The following is a 17,453-nucleotide window of genomic DNA, read 5'->3' on the forward strand; positions in this document are numbered from 1 at the left end:
TCACCACGAGAGGGTTCACCATGGCACGCAGGATTCTGATCACCGGCGCCGCGTCGGGCATCGGCAAGGCGACCGTCGAGCGGTTGCGCGCCGCAGGCGACGACGTGATCGGCGTCGATCTGCGCAACGCCGATATCGAGGCAGACCTGGGTACGCCCGAGGGCCGCGCGCACATGATCGAACAGGCCGTGCGGCTGTCCGGCGGCATGCTCGACGGCGTGTTGGCCGGGGCCGGAATTTCCAATTGGGACCGCCCGCGCGAAACCATCGCGATCAATTTCTTCGGCGCGATCGCGACGCTCGAAGGGTTGCGCCCGATGCTTGCCAAATCGTCGCGCGCGCGCGCCGTGGGCATCTGTTCGACATCGCTGATGCTACCTGGCAACGCGGAAGTTGTCGAAACGCTGCTTGCCGGCGATGAAAACGCGGCGATGGACCAGGCCGCCGCAGCGCCTGCCACGACCTATTTCGATACCAAGCGCGCGCTGGCGCTGTGGATCCGCCGCATGGCGCAGCGCCCGGAGTGGGCAGGGGCGGGCATTCTGCTCAACGGCGTTGGCCCCGGCGTCATCGCCACGCCGATGACCGTGCCGTTGTTCAGCCAGCCCGAGATGATCGACGCGCTGGCCAGGAGCAATCCGATGGCGGTGACAGACTATGCCGGGCCCGACGAAGTGGCCGAATTGATCGGATTCCTGCTCGGGTTCGAAAACCACTATCTGCTGGGCCAGATCATCTTCATCGACGGCGGCACCGATGCGATCATGCGGCCGGAGATGGTCTGATGCGCGGATAAACGTTTGTTAGCCGCCGACCATGTGGCGCGCGGCGAGATAGGCAAAGACCATGCTCGACCCGACCGGATTGCCGCCACCGGGATAGGCATGCCCGCTGACCGCTGCCATCGAATTGCCGGTGGCATACAGCCCCGCAATCGGTGCCCCCTGCCGGCACAGCACCCGGGCATGCCCATCGGTGCGCAATCCGCCCTTGGTGCCAAGATCGGACAGCCCGAACGCCGCGGCATGGAATGGCGCGCGCACGACCGGCGCAAGCGGTGGCTTGCCGTCTGTAAACATGCGCTCGTAGGGTTCGGCACCGCGCGCAAAATCGGGATCTTCACCCTTTGCCGCATAGGCGTTGAAGCGTCCGACGCCCGCGACCAACGCGTCTGCCGGGATGCCGATCGCTGCTGCCAGTTCGGGCAGGGTCGCGGCGCTGCGCCACAGTCCCGCCTGGCGATAGGCGGCCGGATCGGCGAACGGCAGGTTGGGATACTGGATCGGGGGCATGCCGCCATCGCGGTCATCGTAGACCAGCCAGAACGGCAATGTCAGCCGCCCTTCGGCTTGCGCGGCAATGATGGCGCGACCCACGCGATCATAGGGCAGCGTTTCGCTGACGAACCGGGCGCCCTCGTGATTGACGAACAGCCCGCCATCGATGCCCACGGTAAAGGTCGCGCTGCCATCGGGCTGCATCAGGCCCGGCGACCACCACGCCTGATCCATCAGGTCGCCATCGGCGCCGATCGCCATCGCTGCTGCGATCGCCCGGCCGGTGTTGCCGGGCGGCGCCATGCTGCCGGCCGCCTCGCCCGGCACGCCGAATTCGGCACGCATGGCTGCATTGCGTTCAAAACCGCCCGCCGCGACCAGAGTCCCGCGCCGCGCCAGGATCCGCCGCTCGCTGCCATCGGCATCGCGCACGATCGCGCCGGTCACTGCGCCCTCCTCCGCAATGAAATCGACAAGCGGCGTGGCGGTGCACAACGTCACATTGGGCATCTGCGACAATGCGAGCAGGAACCGGCCGACCAGAGCCTGCCCGCCGATCAACACTTCGGGTGCGGGATGCCCGCTCCGATCCTGCGCCAGCGCGGGCCGCAACACCGCTTCCAGCGCGCCGATCGCGGCGGCCGGCAGCGGTTCGGGCACGATATGCCGCCCATCGGCGCGCGCATGGGGCTCTGCGCCATAATAATCGGGCCACGGATAGACCATGAAGGCGAAATGCGGATCGGTTTCAAGATAGTCGATCAGCAAGGCGCCGGTTTCAAGATAGGCGTCCTGCAAAACGGCCGGCGTGCGGTCGCCGACCACCGCGCGATAATAGGCGCGCGCAGATGCCATGTCGTCATCCTGGCCCGCGCGGCGCAGCACCGCATTGCACGGAAACCACATGCCTGCCCCGGAATAGGCCGTCATCCCGCCATAGCGATCGGTCGCTTCGATCAGCTGTACCGACAGACCCTCGCGCGCCGCAGTGTAAGCGCCGACCAGGCCGCCTGCACCCGAGCCGACGACGAGCACGTCGCAGTGTGTGTCTTGCCCGGCCATGCTGCTGTGCCTCTCTCGATCGGATCGCGTGCCGCTGCACGATTGTCCGTCTTCCCATGTCTGCGTTATTTTATTCCTGTTAGCTAACCTAATATGCTGGTCAATCCAGACAATTTACAATGGTTTGCGTAGTCACCAACCAATCCAGTTTTGCAGCAACGATCATTGCGCGGGTCACTTTATCCAGATGGCGTGGCCTGTGCCTACATCGGCGATCGAACGGTTTGCCACCGGGCCCGATGCCGTGTGGCCACCAGCGCCGCTCCTGATCAGCCTTGCGGGCAGGGCAGCGCGATTCTACGCCTGAGCGGCATCGCGTGCCTGTCATCCGGCATGCAGACCACCAAAAGATCAAAGAGGCCAATGTGATTACGCCCAACGGTCCCGGCGGCGGCGGCGTCACCCGCCACATCATCGACTTGCCCTGCGACCGCCCGGCCGCGTTTGCGGCCATGGACGCGGCGATCGTGGCAGACATTGCCAAAACGCGTGCGCGCCTCGGCCGCACGGTGATCTGGGGGCTGTGCGGGCCACAGGGCAGCGGAAAATCCTTTACCGCTGTGCGGCTGGTCGCCCATCTGGCCGGGCTTGGGCTTGGCGCCGTGATCGCCTCGCTCGACGATTTCTACCTGACCAGGGAAGCCCGCGAAGGTTTGGCGCGCACCGTCCATCCCCTGCTGGCGACGCGCGGCGTGCCGGGCACGCATGACCTGGCGCTGCTCGAGGCGACGATATCGCATCTGATGGAAGCCGCACCCGATCAGGAGGTCGCCATTCCGGCATTCGACAAGACCCTGGATGATCGTGTGTCCCCGGATCAATGGCCGCTGTTCCGGGGACGCCCCGACGTCATCATTCTCGAAGGCTGGTGCGTGGGTGCGCGCCCGCAGGCGCCGACTGCGCTGGCAGTGCCGGCAAACGCCCTTGAACGCATCGAGGACCCGGCCGGGTCGTGGCGCACATATGTCAACCAGCAGCTTGCAGGACCATACATGCCGCTGTTCGCCAAGCTCGACAGGCGCACCCTGCTCAGCGCCCCGTCCTTTGAAACAGTGTTCGGGTGGCGCGGCGAACAGGAAGCGAAGCTGGATCGATCGGCCAGGGGATCGCGACCGCCGATGACGCAGGCGCAGCTGCACAGGTTCATCGCGCATTACGAGCGCCTGACGCGCTGGCTGCTGGAGGACCAGCCCGCCGAGCTCGTAGTCGATCTGGCGGCGGATCGGACCCCGTGGCGATTGCGGCTGATGCCGCCGGCAGCGGGCCTGCTGACCGAATAGCAGCGATCCGCGCTGTCAGATTTTCCCTTCGCGCAGCATGCCGACCGCCGTATGCGCGGCCCGCGCGGTCAGCGCCATATAGGTCAGCGACGGGTTCTGGCACGCCGACGAGCTCATCTGCGCGCCATCGGTGACAAACAGGTTGGGCACATCGTGCGCCTGGCTCCAGCGGTTGAGCACCGATGTCGCCGGGTCGTGACCCATCCGCGCCCCGCCCATTTCATGGATGGCCGTTCCCCCCGGGCCCGGACGGTCGAAACCCATCATCACGGTGCCGCCAGCCGCGGTCAGCATCTCGTGTGCTTCGGCCTTGGCTTGCGCCAGCGCGGCATGTTCCTGCTCGCCAAAGCTGAATTCGACATGCAGCAGCGGCAGGCCATTGGCATCCTGGCGCTTGCGATCGAGCGTCAGGCGGTTGGTCGCACGCGGCATGCAGTCTGCAAAACCGACCAGCACCATGCGCCACGGCCCGGGTACGCGCAGCTTGTCCTTGAGATCGGTCCCCACTCCGGCCATTCGCTTGCCTTGGGTCCAGGTGCTTTGCAACGCGCCGCCCTGGAACGAAAATCCGCGCGTGTGGCCGATCCCGTCCATTGTATCGAGGTTGCGATAGCGCGGTACGATGACCCCGGTGGGCCGGTTGCCGAATGTGGTGTGCGCTTCGAACCCCGGCATCATCGCCATCGCCGACAGCGTGTTGGCGTGGTCCATGATATGCGTACCCAGCACGCCCGACGAATTGGCCAGGCCATGTTCGCCGCCCGAATTGAGCAGGATCTGCACCGAATTGAACGAGCCGGCGTTGAGGAACACAAGCCGCGCGGTCGCGGTGGTGCGGGTTTTGGTCCTGGTATCGATATAGCGCACGCCGACAATGCGCCGGGTGACCGGATCCTGATCCAGTGACTCGACCACGGCATCGGTGATGACGGTCAGAAGGCCGGTTTTCTGTGCAGCGGGCAACGTCGAGGACTGGGTGGAAAAATAGGCGCCGAACGAACAGCCCCGCGCGCAGATCGAACGGTTCTGGCAGGGCGCGCGGCCCTCGTCGGGTTTGCCCTCGGTCAGGTTGGCAGTCCGCCCGATCGTCAGGCAGCGGTCGGGCCAGCGCTTGGCGATTTCGACGCGGGCATGGTGTTCGACCACATTGAGCGCCATCGGCGGTTGGAAATGGCCATCGGGCAGCTGCTTCAAGCCTTCGGCCGCCCCCGAAACACCGATGAAATCCTCGACCTTGGCATACCACGGCTCCAGATCGGCATAGCGGATCGGCCAGTCGGTACCGTGCCCGTCGCGCAAGTTGGCGCCGAAGTCATAGTCGGACCAGCGATAGGACTGCCGTCCCCAGGTCAGCGAGCGCCCGCCCAGCTGGTACGAGCGGAACCAGGTAAAGTCGGTGCCGTCGCCGGTGGTGTAGGGATTGGCGGCATCGTTGACAAAATGGTCTTCGGTGAATTCGGTGAAATGGCGGTTGAGCGACTGCACGGGATAGTCGCGTGCATAGAGCGCCTGGTCGCCCTCACCGCGGAACGGCATGTCCCATGGCGCCTTGCTTTCGGTCGCATAGTCTTCGCCGTGGCGGATCGGGCGCCCACGCTCGATCATCAGAACCTTGAGCCCGGCCTGCGTCAGCTCCTTGGCCGCCCATCCCCCGGTGATGCCCGAGCCGACGACGATCGCATCGAATTCCATGAACTGTGTGCCTTTGCTAACCGAAATCGACTGCGGTCCAGTCATTGCTGATCGCACGGGTTTGCGGTGTGACGGGCACATCGGGATCGTAGTGCCCGGGTAACGGCTCGTAACGCAATTCGCTCGAGCCGCCTGCTTCGCTGGTATAATACCCTTGCAGGATCAGGGCCTTGATCGTGCGCCACGGCTGGACACCGGTGTCATTCGCAAAGGCCTGCGCATCAAGCGCGCCGATCGCTGCGCGTTGCGCGGCCAACGGTTGCGCCATGAACGATCCGTTGCAACGGCGATCAAGCTCGGCGCGCAGCCAGCCGGCGTAGTCGAGCGAGCCATCCGTACGATGAAAAGGCACAAACTCTGCTGAGACCGGAGCCCGCATTGGCTGAAGCGATCCGCCCAGCCCATGCGCCAGGGCCAGCACGACAAAATCGCCGCACCCCACATCGCCAGCGCCGGGCGTCGTGGTTCGTGGAATCACGATCTGGCTGACATTGCGCATCAGCATGCGTGACGCACTGTCCGTCGTCGCGGCCAGCCCGGCAACGGCCTGTGCCGACACCGGGACGCCGGTTGCTGCGGCCAGCATGACCCCGATGCGGATCAGGTCGCGCCGGGACCAGCCTGTCTGCGCACACTCCACAGTTTCACTCCTGTCGGCTCGATTGATCTGCGAGTTGAAACCGTGTGGGGGCGAACCGGCCGGTTCGCCCCGTCGGCGGGTTCAGAATTCGAAGCCGGCGCGCGCGCCGAATGTGCGCGGATTGCCAAAGCCCCAGTTGTAGATGTTGGCCTGGCCCGCGACGACGGTGTTTCCGGCATAGACCAGCGAGCGATAGTTCTCGAGATTGCGAACATAGGCCTGCAAGCTGAACCGCTTGTTTACAGTACGATATTCCAGGCTCAGATCGGTCTCGGTGTGCGCGCCCTGACGCGAATCGTTGAAATTGTAGAAGTCGAGATAATAGCTGCCCTTGTAGCGCTCGAAGGCCGATGCGGTCACGGTTCCGGCGTCGCCCAGATGGAACGTGTGATCATAGGCGAGCGTCAGCAGATAATTGGGGGCCTGCGGCAGCCGGTTGCCGGCCAGGTTGATCGTCGGGGCATATGCCCCGCTTTCGCCGTAATAGTTCACGCTGGCGGTAAACTGCACATAGTTGGCGTGCAGCCAGCTGGCGGTGGCGCTGATCGTGTCATTGGGTGTCGCGCGAACGTGCGCTTCGGCCTCCAGGCCATAGAGCCTGGCCTTGCCCGCATTGAAGGTCTGCGCCCCTTTGGAAGGGTTGAGCAGCACATCGTTCTGCAGATTGGTATAGTCGTAGTAGAACCCGGACAGGTTCAGCGTGTGCTGGCCACGATTGCCGAGGTTGAGCTTGGCACCCGCTTCATAGGCGGTATTGCTTTCGGGCAGGAACGTGGCTCCGGTGCCGTCGAACCCGCCGGCTTTGTAACCGGTCGAAACTTTGGCATAGATCAGCGTGCGGGTGTCAGGCTTGTAGTTCAGGCCTGCAGTCCAGGTGAACTTGCTTCCGGAAAAGTGCAGCTTTTCCTCGCCTGGCGACTGGCAGAACAGGAACGGCGGCGCATGGAATGGATTGGCAAGCGCGCCGGTACAATACGGGCTGACAAAATTGCCATTTCCCAGATCGACCGGGCCGGTGCCGACAGCGGCGAGCCCGACCGGCGAGGTATAGTTGTTCCACAGGCCATCACGCTTGTCGTGGGTGTAGCGTGCGCCGGCCACCGCAGTCAAACTGCTGGTCAGCGGTACCTCGACCTGGCCGAACCCCGAGATGCTCTTGGTATCGGTCGGGTGCTTGAAGTAATTGATGTAGAACCCCTGGAAAAACAGGTTGGGGCTCCACAGACCTTGATCACTGGTTTGCTGCTCGCGGAAATAGAACGCACCGCCCTGCCATTTCACGCCCGAGACTTCGCCATTGGCGCGCAATTCGTGACTTTGGGTTTTGACCGTCTCGCCAAAGTGCGGAAACAGGTAGGTCGGCGCCAGCGTCAGGACGTTGGTGTCGTCGGTATAGCGATAGGCCCCGGTGTACGTCAGCCTGACCCCGCTGGTCACGTCCCACGCGACCCGCCCGCGCACCGCGCTCGATATCAGGCGCTCGTGCCCGACGCCCAGCGTCGGCGAATTGTAGGAGTGCCGATCGACATTGGCGAGCGTATTGGTGTGCTGGGGAACACATTCGATCATGCCGCTGGGGTCGGTGCCGACCGATGCCCAGCCATTGCCGCAGCTCGTCGTGCTGCCACCCGGATTGTTGCCCGGCGCGGTGAGATCGGCATAAGCCTCGTCCTGCGGAATGAACCGATCTTCGACATGCTCGCCCGCAACCCTGATATGCAGGTTGCTGGCCGGCTCCAGCCGCAGGCTGATACGGCCGCCGCCGGTGCCGTCGGTTTCGCTACGCCGGGCGCTGCTTGGCGTATAGGCCGAGCTTGGGCTGAACGGCGTGTTGGGATGATCGGTATAACCGTCGTGTGAATGGTAGATGCCCGAAACGCGGACCGCGCCGATATCGCCGAATGGCACATCGACGCCGCCTTCAGCGATCACCTGATTGTAATTGCCATACGTGATCGACGCGTTGCCAGCGAACACATTGCCCGGCTGGCGGGTGATGAAATTGATCGCCCCGCCTGTCGAATTACGCCCGTAAAGCGTGCCTTGCGGCCCCTTGAGCACTTCGGCGCGGTCAAGGTCGAAAATTGCGGCGTTGAGCACGGTCGGGCGATTGATATATTCGCCATCGATATCGACCGCGATCGACTGGTCCTGGCCTTCGTTGTTCGAATTGGTGCCGACACCGCGCAACGACACGCGGGTGTTGTTGGTGTCGGTGGTGATGTTCAGTTCCGGCGCGACCTTCATCACCGAGGTAAAGTCGGTCACCCCGGCGCGCTCGAGCGCGGCCGACGACACGACGTTGATCGCAATCGGGACGTTCTGCACGCTTTCCTTGCGGTTCTGTGCGGTGACGATGATTTCGGATACGTCGGGCGCAGGCGTGGCACCAGCGGCCGGCGCAGCGGTTTGCGCGCGAACAGGCGCGGTCCCTGCCAGGCAGCATGCGCTGACTAGCAACGCGGTACGAAGGCTGGTTTTGATCACAGACGTATCCTCCCGATTTTTTCGCCGGCAACGAGTCGACGTTATTATTGGAATAGATATTCTATAAATTGCCCGTCGCTGTCAAGAACCGAAATTCCAATTTTTCGTCCTGCCGGAACGCGATCCGCGCGCGAGTCGGGCAAAGTGGCGAGCCATCGAAGATTCCATTTGCCATGCCGCGCAGCATCGCTGTACAAAAATACGAATACTTCTTCTAATCAACAGCGCGGCGCGGCATTCTGGCTTTGCGACCACGCCATCCGGAGACGATAACCATGAATCGATTGGCCAGCACCATAGGGCTCGCGCTGGGGCTCATCAGTGCGCCCGCCGCGGCGCAAGTCATCGTGACAATCGACTATCGGCCTCCCGAAACCGTGCAACGCGTCGACATCCCGGTCAATCCGGCAGAAAAGCGGTTGCGCGTGCTGATCATCAGCGGCCAGAACAGCTATGAACATGACTGGACCGGCGTGGACAACGCACTGCGCACGCTGCTGCAGGATACCGGACGGTTCGATGTGCGCGTGACCGAGGATTTCGACCACGGCGATCTCGCAACGCTGAAGGCGTACGACGTCGTGTTGCTGAACTATTCAAGCCGCTGGAACTATGCCGACCCGGCGCAGCACATCTGGTCGCCCGCCGCGTTTGGCGCGCTGTACCAGTATGTTCGCGAAGGCGGTGGACTGGTCGCCTACCACTCGTCGTTCACCTGGGGCCGCGACATCCCCGAATACAAGCACCTGATAGGCGCGGTCATGGTGCCAGGGCAAAGCCGCCGCGCGCCGCCCGGCGCCTTTCCGGTGCACATCGTCGATCGCACCCACCCGATCACGCAGGGCATGCGCGAGTTCGTGTGGACCTACAACGACGACATGTACGTGAATATGAGCGCCGATCCCGCGGCGAAAATGCATGTGCTGGCGACCGCGCACGAAACCGCACAAAGCTACGATCCGAAACTGACCGGGCCGAAATACCCGTTTTCCGCCTATACCCCGGCAAAGCTTGCGCAGATGCCGGGCATGGACGCCGACCATCCCCAGGTGTGGACAGCGGATTACGGCAAAGGCCGGGTGTTTTCGATGACGCTGGGCCACGACGAAGTGTCGCTTCATTTCGCCGGGCTGCAGACGCTGATCGAACGCGGTACCGAATGGGCCGCAACCGGCAAGGTGACTTTGCCGGTGCTCGAGGAGGCAAAGGACTATCCGGTCAAATGATCCCGCACAGCCCCGTCGGCCGTCGCGAGATCCTGCGTTGCGCGGGCGGCATGGCCGCCATGGCTGCCATGCCCCGCGCGCTTGCCGCCGCTGCGGCGCCGACGGCCGGGACCGCCTGGCGCGCCTTGTTCAATGGCCACGACCTTGACGGGTGGAGCCTGTTTCAGGATGGCTCGGGCGAACGCGATCCGCATCATGCGGTGTCCATCCACGATGGCATGCTGCATTTTCTGGGGCCGGACTTTACAGGGCCCGACCGGGCGGCGATTGGCCATATCGCGACGCTGGATTCGTGGCACGATTACCACTTGCGGCTGGATTTCCGCTGGGGTCATCGGCGGATTGCGCCGCGCGGACTGCAACGGCGCAACAGCGGCATGCTTTATCACCTTGCGCCCGATCGCGACCGGCTGTTCCCCGATGGCGTGGAATTCCAGATCGAGGAGGGCGATGTCGGCGATGCCATCATGATCAACACCCGCGCGCTGCCCGGCCTGCTGCTGGGGGGTACACCATTGTGGCCCGATTATTTCCCCGGCTTGCCGCGCACATACGAAACGCCGGTCAACGCCGGCGGGATCGCACGGCAATGGTTTCGTCACGCGGGCGATTACGAACGGCTCGATGGCTGGAACACGCTCGATCTGATCGCATTCGGCGACCAGGCCGCGCATCTGGTCAATGGCCGGATCGTCCAGACGCTGTTCGGCATGATCGGCAAGGCGGGCGCAGATGGCGTTTCGCCCAAGCTGACCAGCGGGCGCATCGCGCTGGAATTCGAAGCTGCAGAAGTGTTTTTCCGCAACGTGATGATCCGTAATCTCGACCACGCGGCAATCGATGCGATCAGGGCAGGCGCTCCGCTTTGATTCGCCGGTGGAAAAATCGGATTGCAGCGATCACTGAAATAGAATAACAGTTCTGATAATTGGAATGAGGCGCACCTCGTCCGCAAAGGGAGACAATGGGTTCACCGGTCCACGAGGAAACCTCAGGTTACCCGGACCAGCGACCATCGCCCTCACTCTCGAATTCCGCACGTGCGCCTCTGTCGTGGCACAGCGTCATCCTTTCCAATGCGAGGTTTCCCATGCGCTTTTCGGTTTTCCTGAACGCCCGCTCGACAGCCGCCGATCAGGATCGCGCACTCATCCAGGACCTGATCGGCCATGCGACCAGCGCCGCCAATCAGGGCTTCGATGCCATCTTCATGCCCGATCACCACTTCAACGGCTATATGCCCGTGGCGTCGGACAGCTTCATGTTTGCGTCCTATCTCGCAGCGAAGCTGCCGCATATGCACTTCGGGTTTTCCGTGGTCTCCGTGCCGCTGCATCACCCGATCCGCTTTGTCGAACGCATCAACATTCTCGACCAGTTGACGCAAGGCAAGCTGATGATCGGGGTCGGCAGCGGCACCACGCCCGAAGAGATGATCGGTTTTGGCGTCGATTACCGCGATGCCTCGGCCATGTCGGACCGCAATCTGGAACTGGCCGAGCAATTGTGGGCCAAGGCGATGGAAGACCCCGCGATCGAATTCGAGAACGGGCCGCACAAGGGCCGCGTGCTGCAGCGCATTGCCCCTGCCCCCTATACACCGGGGCACGCCCGGCTGATGCCGGTCGCACTCAAGGAGGCCAGCAGCCGCCGCGCCGCGGCCCATGGCTGGCCCGCATTCATTCCCGCGTTCACGCCCCCCGTGATCGGCGGCACACAGCCCTTCATCCATGTGAAAAAATGGTTCGACCTGTACAAGGGCTATCTGCTCGAGGCCGGCCACAGCGATGCCGTCATCGCCAGCGCGCTGGACTGGACGACGCACACCTACCAGGCCGTTCACATCGCCGAGACCGACGAGCAGGCCCGCGCGGAGCTGGAAATCATTCTGCGCGCCTATCAGGACGCCATCGAGCGCGAGGCCGCCTTCAACGACAAGGCCGAGGCCGATAACGCCAACCGCAAGACCGATCGCACGCCCAATGCCCTGACCGAAGACTGGATCGGCACCTGGTGCCTGCACGGCTCGCCCGAGACTGTCATCGAACATCTGCGGCCCTATGCCGACCTTGGCATCGGCAACATCTTGTGCGGCACCACGACCGGGCCCCTGACGCCTGAACGCCTGGCCTATGGCGAGCAGACGCTGCGCCTGCTGTCCGAACGCGTCATGCCGGCCTTTGCCAAACCTGCGCCCGGGCACGCCGCATGACGCTTTCCATGGGCGATCAGGCCCGCCTGACCACAGGCGGCAGCATGTGGACCACCGCCGCGGTGCCCGAGGCCGGCATCCCCTCGATCACGCTGAGCGACGGGCCGATGGGCATCGCCAGCGGGCGGGTGGACGAGCGCGATGTCGCCCTGCTCTCGCCGTGCGCCACGGCGCTGGGGGCCAGTTTCGATGTCGATCTGGTCCGCCGCGTCGGCTTGCTGGTCGGGGGCGAGGCGGTTGAACGCGGCATCGACATGGTGCTGGCGCCCAACGTCAATCTGGCGCGCAGTCCGCTGGCCGGCCGCGCCTTTGAATACTTTTCTGAAGATCCCCTGCTGGCCGGATGGCTGGGCGCGGCATGGGTCGGGGGGCTGCAGGCCACCGGCACCGGGTCCTGCCCCAAGCATCTGGTGTGCAACGACAGCGAAACCGACCGCGACCACATGAACGCCGTTGTCGATGAGCGCACATTGCGCGAAGTCTACCTGCTGCCGTTCGAACTGTGCGCGGCGGCCGGCGCCGGCGCGATGCTGCTGGCCTACAATCGCCTGAACGGCACCTATTGTGCCGAACAGGGCCACGTTACCACGATCGTCAAGCAGGAGTGGGGGTTCACCGGGCCGCTGATGAGCGACTGGTTCGGCACCCATGACACGCTGGGCAGTCTGAATGGCGGGCTTGATCTGGAAATGCCGGGCCCGGCGCGGTTCATGGGCGCCCACGCGCTGGCCGCGGTCGAGGCCGGCGATGCCAGTCCCGACCGCCTCGCCGATGCCGCCACCCGCGTGGCCACGGCTGCGCAGCGGTGGAGCGGGCCCAAGACGCCCCCCACGCTGGACACCCGGGCGGTGCTGACAGAGGCGGCGGCGGCCGGCATGGTGCTGCTGAAGAACGAGGGCGACCTGCTGCCGCTGGCGCCCGGGCAGCGCATCGCGCTGATCGGGCCCAATGCGGCCAACCCCTGCTATCAGGGTGGCACATTTGCCAAGATCAGCATTTCGCCCGATGCCATTCGCCCGCTTGAAGCGCTGCGCGATGCCTATGGCACCCATTTGACGTATGAGCCCGGCGTCGATCCCCAGCCCCGCCTGCCGGCCATGCCTGTCGCGCCGGCCCGGGACCTGGGTGACGGATGCGCCGCGGGCATGACGCTCGACTATTTCGCCACGACGGACACCGCTGTTCCGCCCATGTCCAGCGAAACGCGTGATGCCAATTCGCTGGTGTGGTTCGTCGGGGTGCACGACCAGGGTGTCTTCAACGCCCCTGCCGCCATTCGCGCCAGCGGCTGGTTTACCCCCGAAGTCACCGGCGACCATCGTTTCTACGCTGGCGCGACCGGTGCCGTGCGGTTGTGCGTCGGCGATCGGGTGCTGATCGACAAGCCGGAGGTCATGGCCGCGCGAGACGTGATGGGCAGCCTGAAACGCGGCGATGCCGACAGTGCCACGCTGCATCTGGAAGCCGGAACGCGGGTGAAAGTGCAGGTCGATTTCCACTATGACGGCGCGCGGGTGCACGGCCTGTGGTACGGCGTACGCGGCCCCGACAGCGCCGAAGCGATGCTGGCCCGCGCCATCGCGGTGGCCCGCGATGCCGATGCGGTCATCCTGATCGTGGGCGAAACGTCGGATTCCAGCGTGGAAAGCAAGGACCGGCCCGACACGCGCTTGCCCGCCGAACAGTTGCGCCTGATCGAAGCCGTGTGCGCGGTCAATCCGCGCACGGTCATCGTTGCCAATGTCGGCCATGCGTTCGACGCCACCTGGGCCAGGCACGCTGCCGCGCTGTTGCTGGCCTGGTATCCGGGTGAAGGCTTTGGCCCGGCGTTGGCGCAAGTGCTGAACGGTGAACGCGAACCGGGTGGCCGCCTGCCAGTCACGCTGGCACGGGCGGAGGGCGATTATTCCGCGCTGTCCCTGACACCGGGGCCACAAGGCGACCTGCCCTACAGCGACGCCACGCACATCGGCTATCGCGGTTTTGCCGCCCGGGCCTGCGCGCCGCTTTATGCCTTTGGCGCGGGGCAGGGTTACACGCGGTTCGACTGGCTGGGCGCGCAGGCGGCGCCGGGCGGCGTGATGGTACGCCTTCGCAATGCCGGGCCGCGCGCTGGGTCAGAGGTGGTGCAGCTGTACCGCCACCATCCGGAACTGGCGTTGGTCGGCTTTGCCAAAGTGGTGCTGACGCCCGGCGAAGAGCGCGAAATATTCGTGCCGATCGAGACACGCATGCTCAGAAAGTGGGATGGCGGCTGGCACGACCTGCCCAAGGATATGGCAATCGGGGTGGCGCGGCATTGCGGCGACATGGCGTTTACAGTCACGCTCCACAGCGCGAAGATGGCTTGACAGCCGGCATGTATAAGTCATACTTTTCAGAACTATTATTCCAATTTATTTCAAAGCAGCCCGGCTGACTGGCGAGACTGCGGGAGAGAGATATGCCGATTGCCGCCCCCCCGCTGGCCAGAAAGGCCGGCGCGGCCCAAGGCATTACAGTCGTCACGGTCGGCTTTTTGCCGATCGTGGCGATTGTCGCGATGTTTCCCGCCGTACCTGCGATCATCCAGCACTTCTCCCGCGATCCTTCGGCAATGACCAAAGTTCCGGCCATGGTGTCCGCACCCGGCCTGACCATTGCCGTACTGGCGCTTTTCGCCGGGCTGTTTGTCGATCGGTACGGGCGGCGCAGACTGCTGCTGGGTTCGACCCTGCTTTATGGTGTGGTCGGCTCGATCCCGTTCTTCCTCGATTCGATCAACCAGATCTACGTCTCGCGCCTTGCGCTGGGGGTGGCGGAAGCTGCGATCCTGACCACGCTCAACACGCTGATCGGCGATTACTGGGACGACAAGGGCCGCCATTTCTGGCTGACGATCCAGGGGCTGGTCGGGCCGTTCCTGGCCACCGCGGTCATCGTCGCGTCGGGATATCTGACCGGCGTGCGCTGGAACGGCATTTTTCTCATCTACACTGTCGGCTTTGTCGCGTTTCTTGCCAGCCTGGCGTTTCTGTATGAACCGGCCAGCGACGCCACCGCCCGCCAGATGCTGGGCATCGATGAAGAGCGCACCAGCTTCCCCTTGCGCGAGGCAACAGCGTTTGGCGTCGTCACGCTTCTGGCCAGTTCGCTCTATTATGTGTTCATCATCAATGGCGGCCTGGTATGGCAGGAAATCGGCGTCATGGATTCAGGCTCGATCGGCCGCCTGACCGCGATCCCGAGCCTGTTCGTCATGGCTGGCGCGGCCATTTTCTGGCTGACCGGCAGATTTGGTGCCCGGTGGCAGTTGTTCCTCGTGTTCGCGCTGTTGGGCACAGGGCTTGCCGCCATCGGACTGATCCACGACTGGCGCGGCATGGTCGTGGCCATGGCCGTTCAGCAAACGGGTGCAGGCATGGCTGTCCCCACCCTGATCGCCTGGACGCAAAGACAACTGCCCTTCGCCCATCGCGGGCGCGGCATGGGCATCTGGACTGCCTGCTTCTTTTTCGGCCAGTTTTCCTCACCCCTGCTGGTCAGCCTGTTGCGGCAGGCGACCGGCCATATGCAGGGCGCCTTCCTTGCCGCCGGCATATTCGGCCTGGTCTGTGCAGTGGCCTCGCTGGTCGTCCTTTCCAGGCGCGCGCGCCCTTCCGCAGCTTACGGAGCCTGATCATCATGACCTCGAAAATCACCCGCGGCGTCAGCCTCTACAGCTTTCAGGAAGAGCTGTTTCTGGGCAAGATGCAGATCGACGACTGCATCGAATTTGCCGCCTCGATCGGCGCCCACGGTATCGAAGTGCTGCCCGAACAGAACATGCCGACATTTCCCCATATCACCGACGCGCAAGTCGGCGAATGGCACGAAATGCTGGCCCGCCACGGCGCGCATTTCACGTGCTACGACATGTTTCTCGATACGAAACTGCGCAAGGACAGCATCATGTCCGATGACGAACAGGTCGAAAGCATCACCCGCGATCTGAAGCTGTGCCACCGGCTCGGCATCAGGAACATGCGTGTCCTGATTTTCGTGCGCCCCGACATCCTGGAAAAATGCGTGCCGGTTGCCGAACGGTACGATGTGCACATGGGGGTGGAGGTGCACGCGCCGTGGTATCTCGATCATGCGTGGATCCTGCGCACGATCGAGGTGGCCGACCGCCTGAAGACCAGGCATCTGGGGATCCTGCCCGACATGGGCATTTTCATGAAACATTATCCGCCCGCTTTCCGCGCGCGGTTCGAACGCCAGGGCGCGCGGCCCGAGGTCACGCAATTCATCGTCGACAACCATGAACAGAAAATCATGAGCGAATACACGATCTATGAAGTCGCGGTAAAAATGGGCGGCAACAAGGCCGAGATCGCCATGGCCGAAACGCTGCGCCACGCGCCTTACGCCAATCCGAAACGGATCGGCGATTTCGCACCGTATTTCCGCCACATCCAGGCGAAGTTCTACGAAATGACTCCGGACTGCACCGATCCCAGCCTGGCCTATGGCGATGTCATCCCCGAACTGGTCAAGGCCGGCTGGGAAGGGACGCTGTCATCCGAATACGAAGGCAATCGCTGGATCCAGGACGTGGAGGTGGTCGACAGCCGCGAACAGGTCCGCCGCCAGCATGTGATGTTCGAGCGCCTGATCGCGCAAGCCCAAGCGGAGGCCGCAGCATGATCCGATGGCATCTGTGCGCGGCCGCACTAGCCTTGACGGCGTCGCTGCCCGCCGCCGCGCAGGAGCAGCCCCTGCTGTTTGCGCCGGCCACCGCACCGCAACTTGAAGGCGAAATCATCCTGCCCACGCCACAGGCGACCAACACTCCGCCCGAGAGCTGGCTGCGCCAGACCGGCGATCTACAAGTGCGCAATGTGCAGCAGGCGACCTTGTTGCCGTTTTTGCCGCCGCGTAATCTGGCGACGGGCGAGGCAGTGCTCGTCGCACCGGGTGGCGGTTTCCTCGGGTTGGCGATTCAGGACGAAGGGTATGATGTGGCGCGCGCGCTGGCAGCGCGGGGTATCGCTGCATTCGTGCTGAAATACCGCGTGCTGTCGACCCCCGCCGATTTCGGCAAGTTCATGCGCGAAATGGTTGCGGGGCGCAGTGGCAAACCGACGACTTTGCACGTACCCGAAGATACGCCCGATTTCAGCCTGGAAGATGCCCGTGCCGCCCTGGCCTATGTGCGCGCGCATGGCGATGACTGGGGCATCGACAAAATGCGCGTGGGCATGATGGGCTTTTCGGCCGGTGCGTTTCTGACACTGACTGCCGCGCTGAAACTGCCGGCAAACGAGCGACCAGCTTTTATCGCGCCGATCTATCCCCGGATGACCGCACGCGATGTGCCGGCCGATGCACCGGCGATGTTCGTGGCGATCGCCGATGACGATTTCCTGATGGCACCAGGGACGCTGGGCCTGATCGAAAGTTGGCACAAGGCGCATCGCCCGGTAGAATTCCATCTGTTCCAGACCGGACATCATGGCTTTGGCCTGGGCGTTCCGGGCACTACCACGGCGGGCTGGCTCGACGATTTCGTCCGCTGGCTCGATTTGAACCGCGTCAAGCGCTGAGGACTTTTTC

Annotated in this window: 13 protein-coding genes; 9 read left to right on the forward strand and 4 right to left on the reverse strand. The window is 63.8% G+C overall.

The window, feature by feature from the left end; translation table 11 throughout:
* Positions 1-20 precede the first annotated feature (20 nt).
* The gene (locus ACOOE2_RS00775) at positions 21-785 is read left to right on the forward strand and encodes an SDR family oxidoreductase (RefSeq protein WP_420381122.1); all 765 of its coding nucleotides are present in this window, start codon (positions 21-23) and stop codon (positions 783-785) included.
* Between the two features lie 18 nt (positions 786-803).
* On the opposite strand, the gene ACOOE2_RS00780 is transcribed toward ACOOE2_RS00775, so the two are convergent.
* Positions 804-2,339: an FAD-binding protein gene (locus ACOOE2_RS00780; RefSeq protein WP_420381123.1), complete on the reverse strand. Its 1,536-nt coding sequence runs from the start codon at positions 2,337-2,339 to the stop codon at positions 804-806.
* Positions 2,340-2,704: 365 nt separating this feature from the next.
* On the opposite strand from ACOOE2_RS00780, the gene ACOOE2_RS00785 reads away from it, so the two are divergent.
* On the forward strand, positions 2,705-3,619 hold the full coding sequence (locus ACOOE2_RS00785; RefSeq protein ID WP_420381124.1) for a kinase: 915 nt from the start codon (positions 2,705-2,707) through the stop codon (positions 3,617-3,619).
* A gap of 15 nt (positions 3,620-3,634) precedes the next feature.
* Here ACOOE2_RS00785 and ACOOE2_RS00790 read toward each other — a convergent pair whose 3' ends face one another.
* From ACOOE2_RS00790 to ACOOE2_RS00800, 3 genes are all read right to left on the reverse strand, one after another.
* Positions 3,635-5,311, reverse strand: coding sequence for a GMC oxidoreductase (locus ACOOE2_RS00790; protein ID WP_420381125.1), 1,677 nt, complete (start codon positions 5,309-5,311; stop codon positions 3,635-3,637).
* A 16-nt stretch (positions 5,312-5,327) separates the two neighbouring features.
* The gene (locus ACOOE2_RS00795; protein WP_420381126.1) at positions 5,328-5,951 is read right to left on the reverse strand and encodes a gluconate 2-dehydrogenase subunit 3 family protein; all 624 of its coding nucleotides are present in this window, start codon (positions 5,949-5,951) and stop codon (positions 5,328-5,330) included.
* A gap of 81 nt (positions 5,952-6,032) precedes the next feature.
* Positions 6,033-8,438, reverse strand: coding sequence for a TonB-dependent receptor (locus tag ACOOE2_RS00800; protein WP_420381127.1), 2,406 nt, complete (start codon positions 8,436-8,438; stop codon positions 6,033-6,035).
* Positions 8,439-8,713: 275 nt separating this feature from the next.
* On the opposite strand from ACOOE2_RS00800, the gene ACOOE2_RS00805 reads away from it, so the two are divergent.
* From ACOOE2_RS00805 to ACOOE2_RS00835, 7 genes are all read left to right on the forward strand, one after another.
* A complete protein-coding gene (locus tag ACOOE2_RS00805; RefSeq protein WP_420381128.1) occupies positions 8,714-9,664 on the forward strand; it encodes a ThuA domain-containing protein in 951 nt (316 codons plus the stop codon).
* Entirely contained in the window at positions 9,661-10,533 is an 873-nt protein-coding gene (locus tag ACOOE2_RS00810) for a 3-keto-disaccharide hydrolase (protein ID WP_420381129.1), read from the forward strand. The genes ACOOE2_RS00805 and ACOOE2_RS00810 overlap by 4 nt, the downstream gene beginning before the upstream one ends.
* A gap of 221 nt (positions 10,534-10,754) precedes the next feature.
* Complete coding sequence (locus tag ACOOE2_RS00815) at positions 10,755-11,876, forward strand: LLM class flavin-dependent oxidoreductase (protein ID WP_420381130.1); 1,122 nt, start codon at positions 10,755-10,757, stop codon at positions 11,874-11,876.
* A complete protein-coding gene (locus ACOOE2_RS00820) occupies positions 11,873-14,227 on the forward strand; it encodes a glycoside hydrolase family 3 C-terminal domain-containing protein (protein ID WP_420381131.1) in 2,355 nt (784 codons plus the stop codon). The genes ACOOE2_RS00815 and ACOOE2_RS00820 overlap by 4 nt, the downstream gene beginning before the upstream one ends.
* 92 nt (positions 14,228-14,319) lie before the next feature.
* Complete coding sequence (locus ACOOE2_RS00825; protein WP_420381132.1) at positions 14,320-15,534, forward strand: MFS transporter; 1,215 nt, start codon at positions 14,320-14,322, stop codon at positions 15,532-15,534.
* Between the two features lie 5 nt (positions 15,535-15,539).
* Positions 15,540-16,544, forward strand: a complete 1,005-nt coding sequence (locus tag ACOOE2_RS00830) for a sugar phosphate isomerase/epimerase family protein (RefSeq protein WP_420381133.1) — start codon at positions 15,540-15,542, stop codon at positions 16,542-16,544.
* Positions 16,541-17,443 (forward strand): alpha/beta hydrolase, encoded by a 903-nt coding sequence (locus tag ACOOE2_RS00835; RefSeq protein ID WP_420381134.1) that lies wholly within the window; start codon positions 16,541-16,543, stop codon positions 17,441-17,443. Before ACOOE2_RS00830 ends, ACOOE2_RS00835 begins: the two co-directional genes overlap by 4 nt.
* The last annotated feature ends 10 nt before the right edge of the window (positions 17,444-17,453 follow it).

This window comes from Novosphingobium sp. (assembly GCF_965214355.1).
In the GTDB taxonomy this organism is placed as follows: domain Bacteria; phylum Pseudomonadota; class Alphaproteobacteria; order Sphingomonadales; family Sphingomonadaceae; genus Novosphingobium.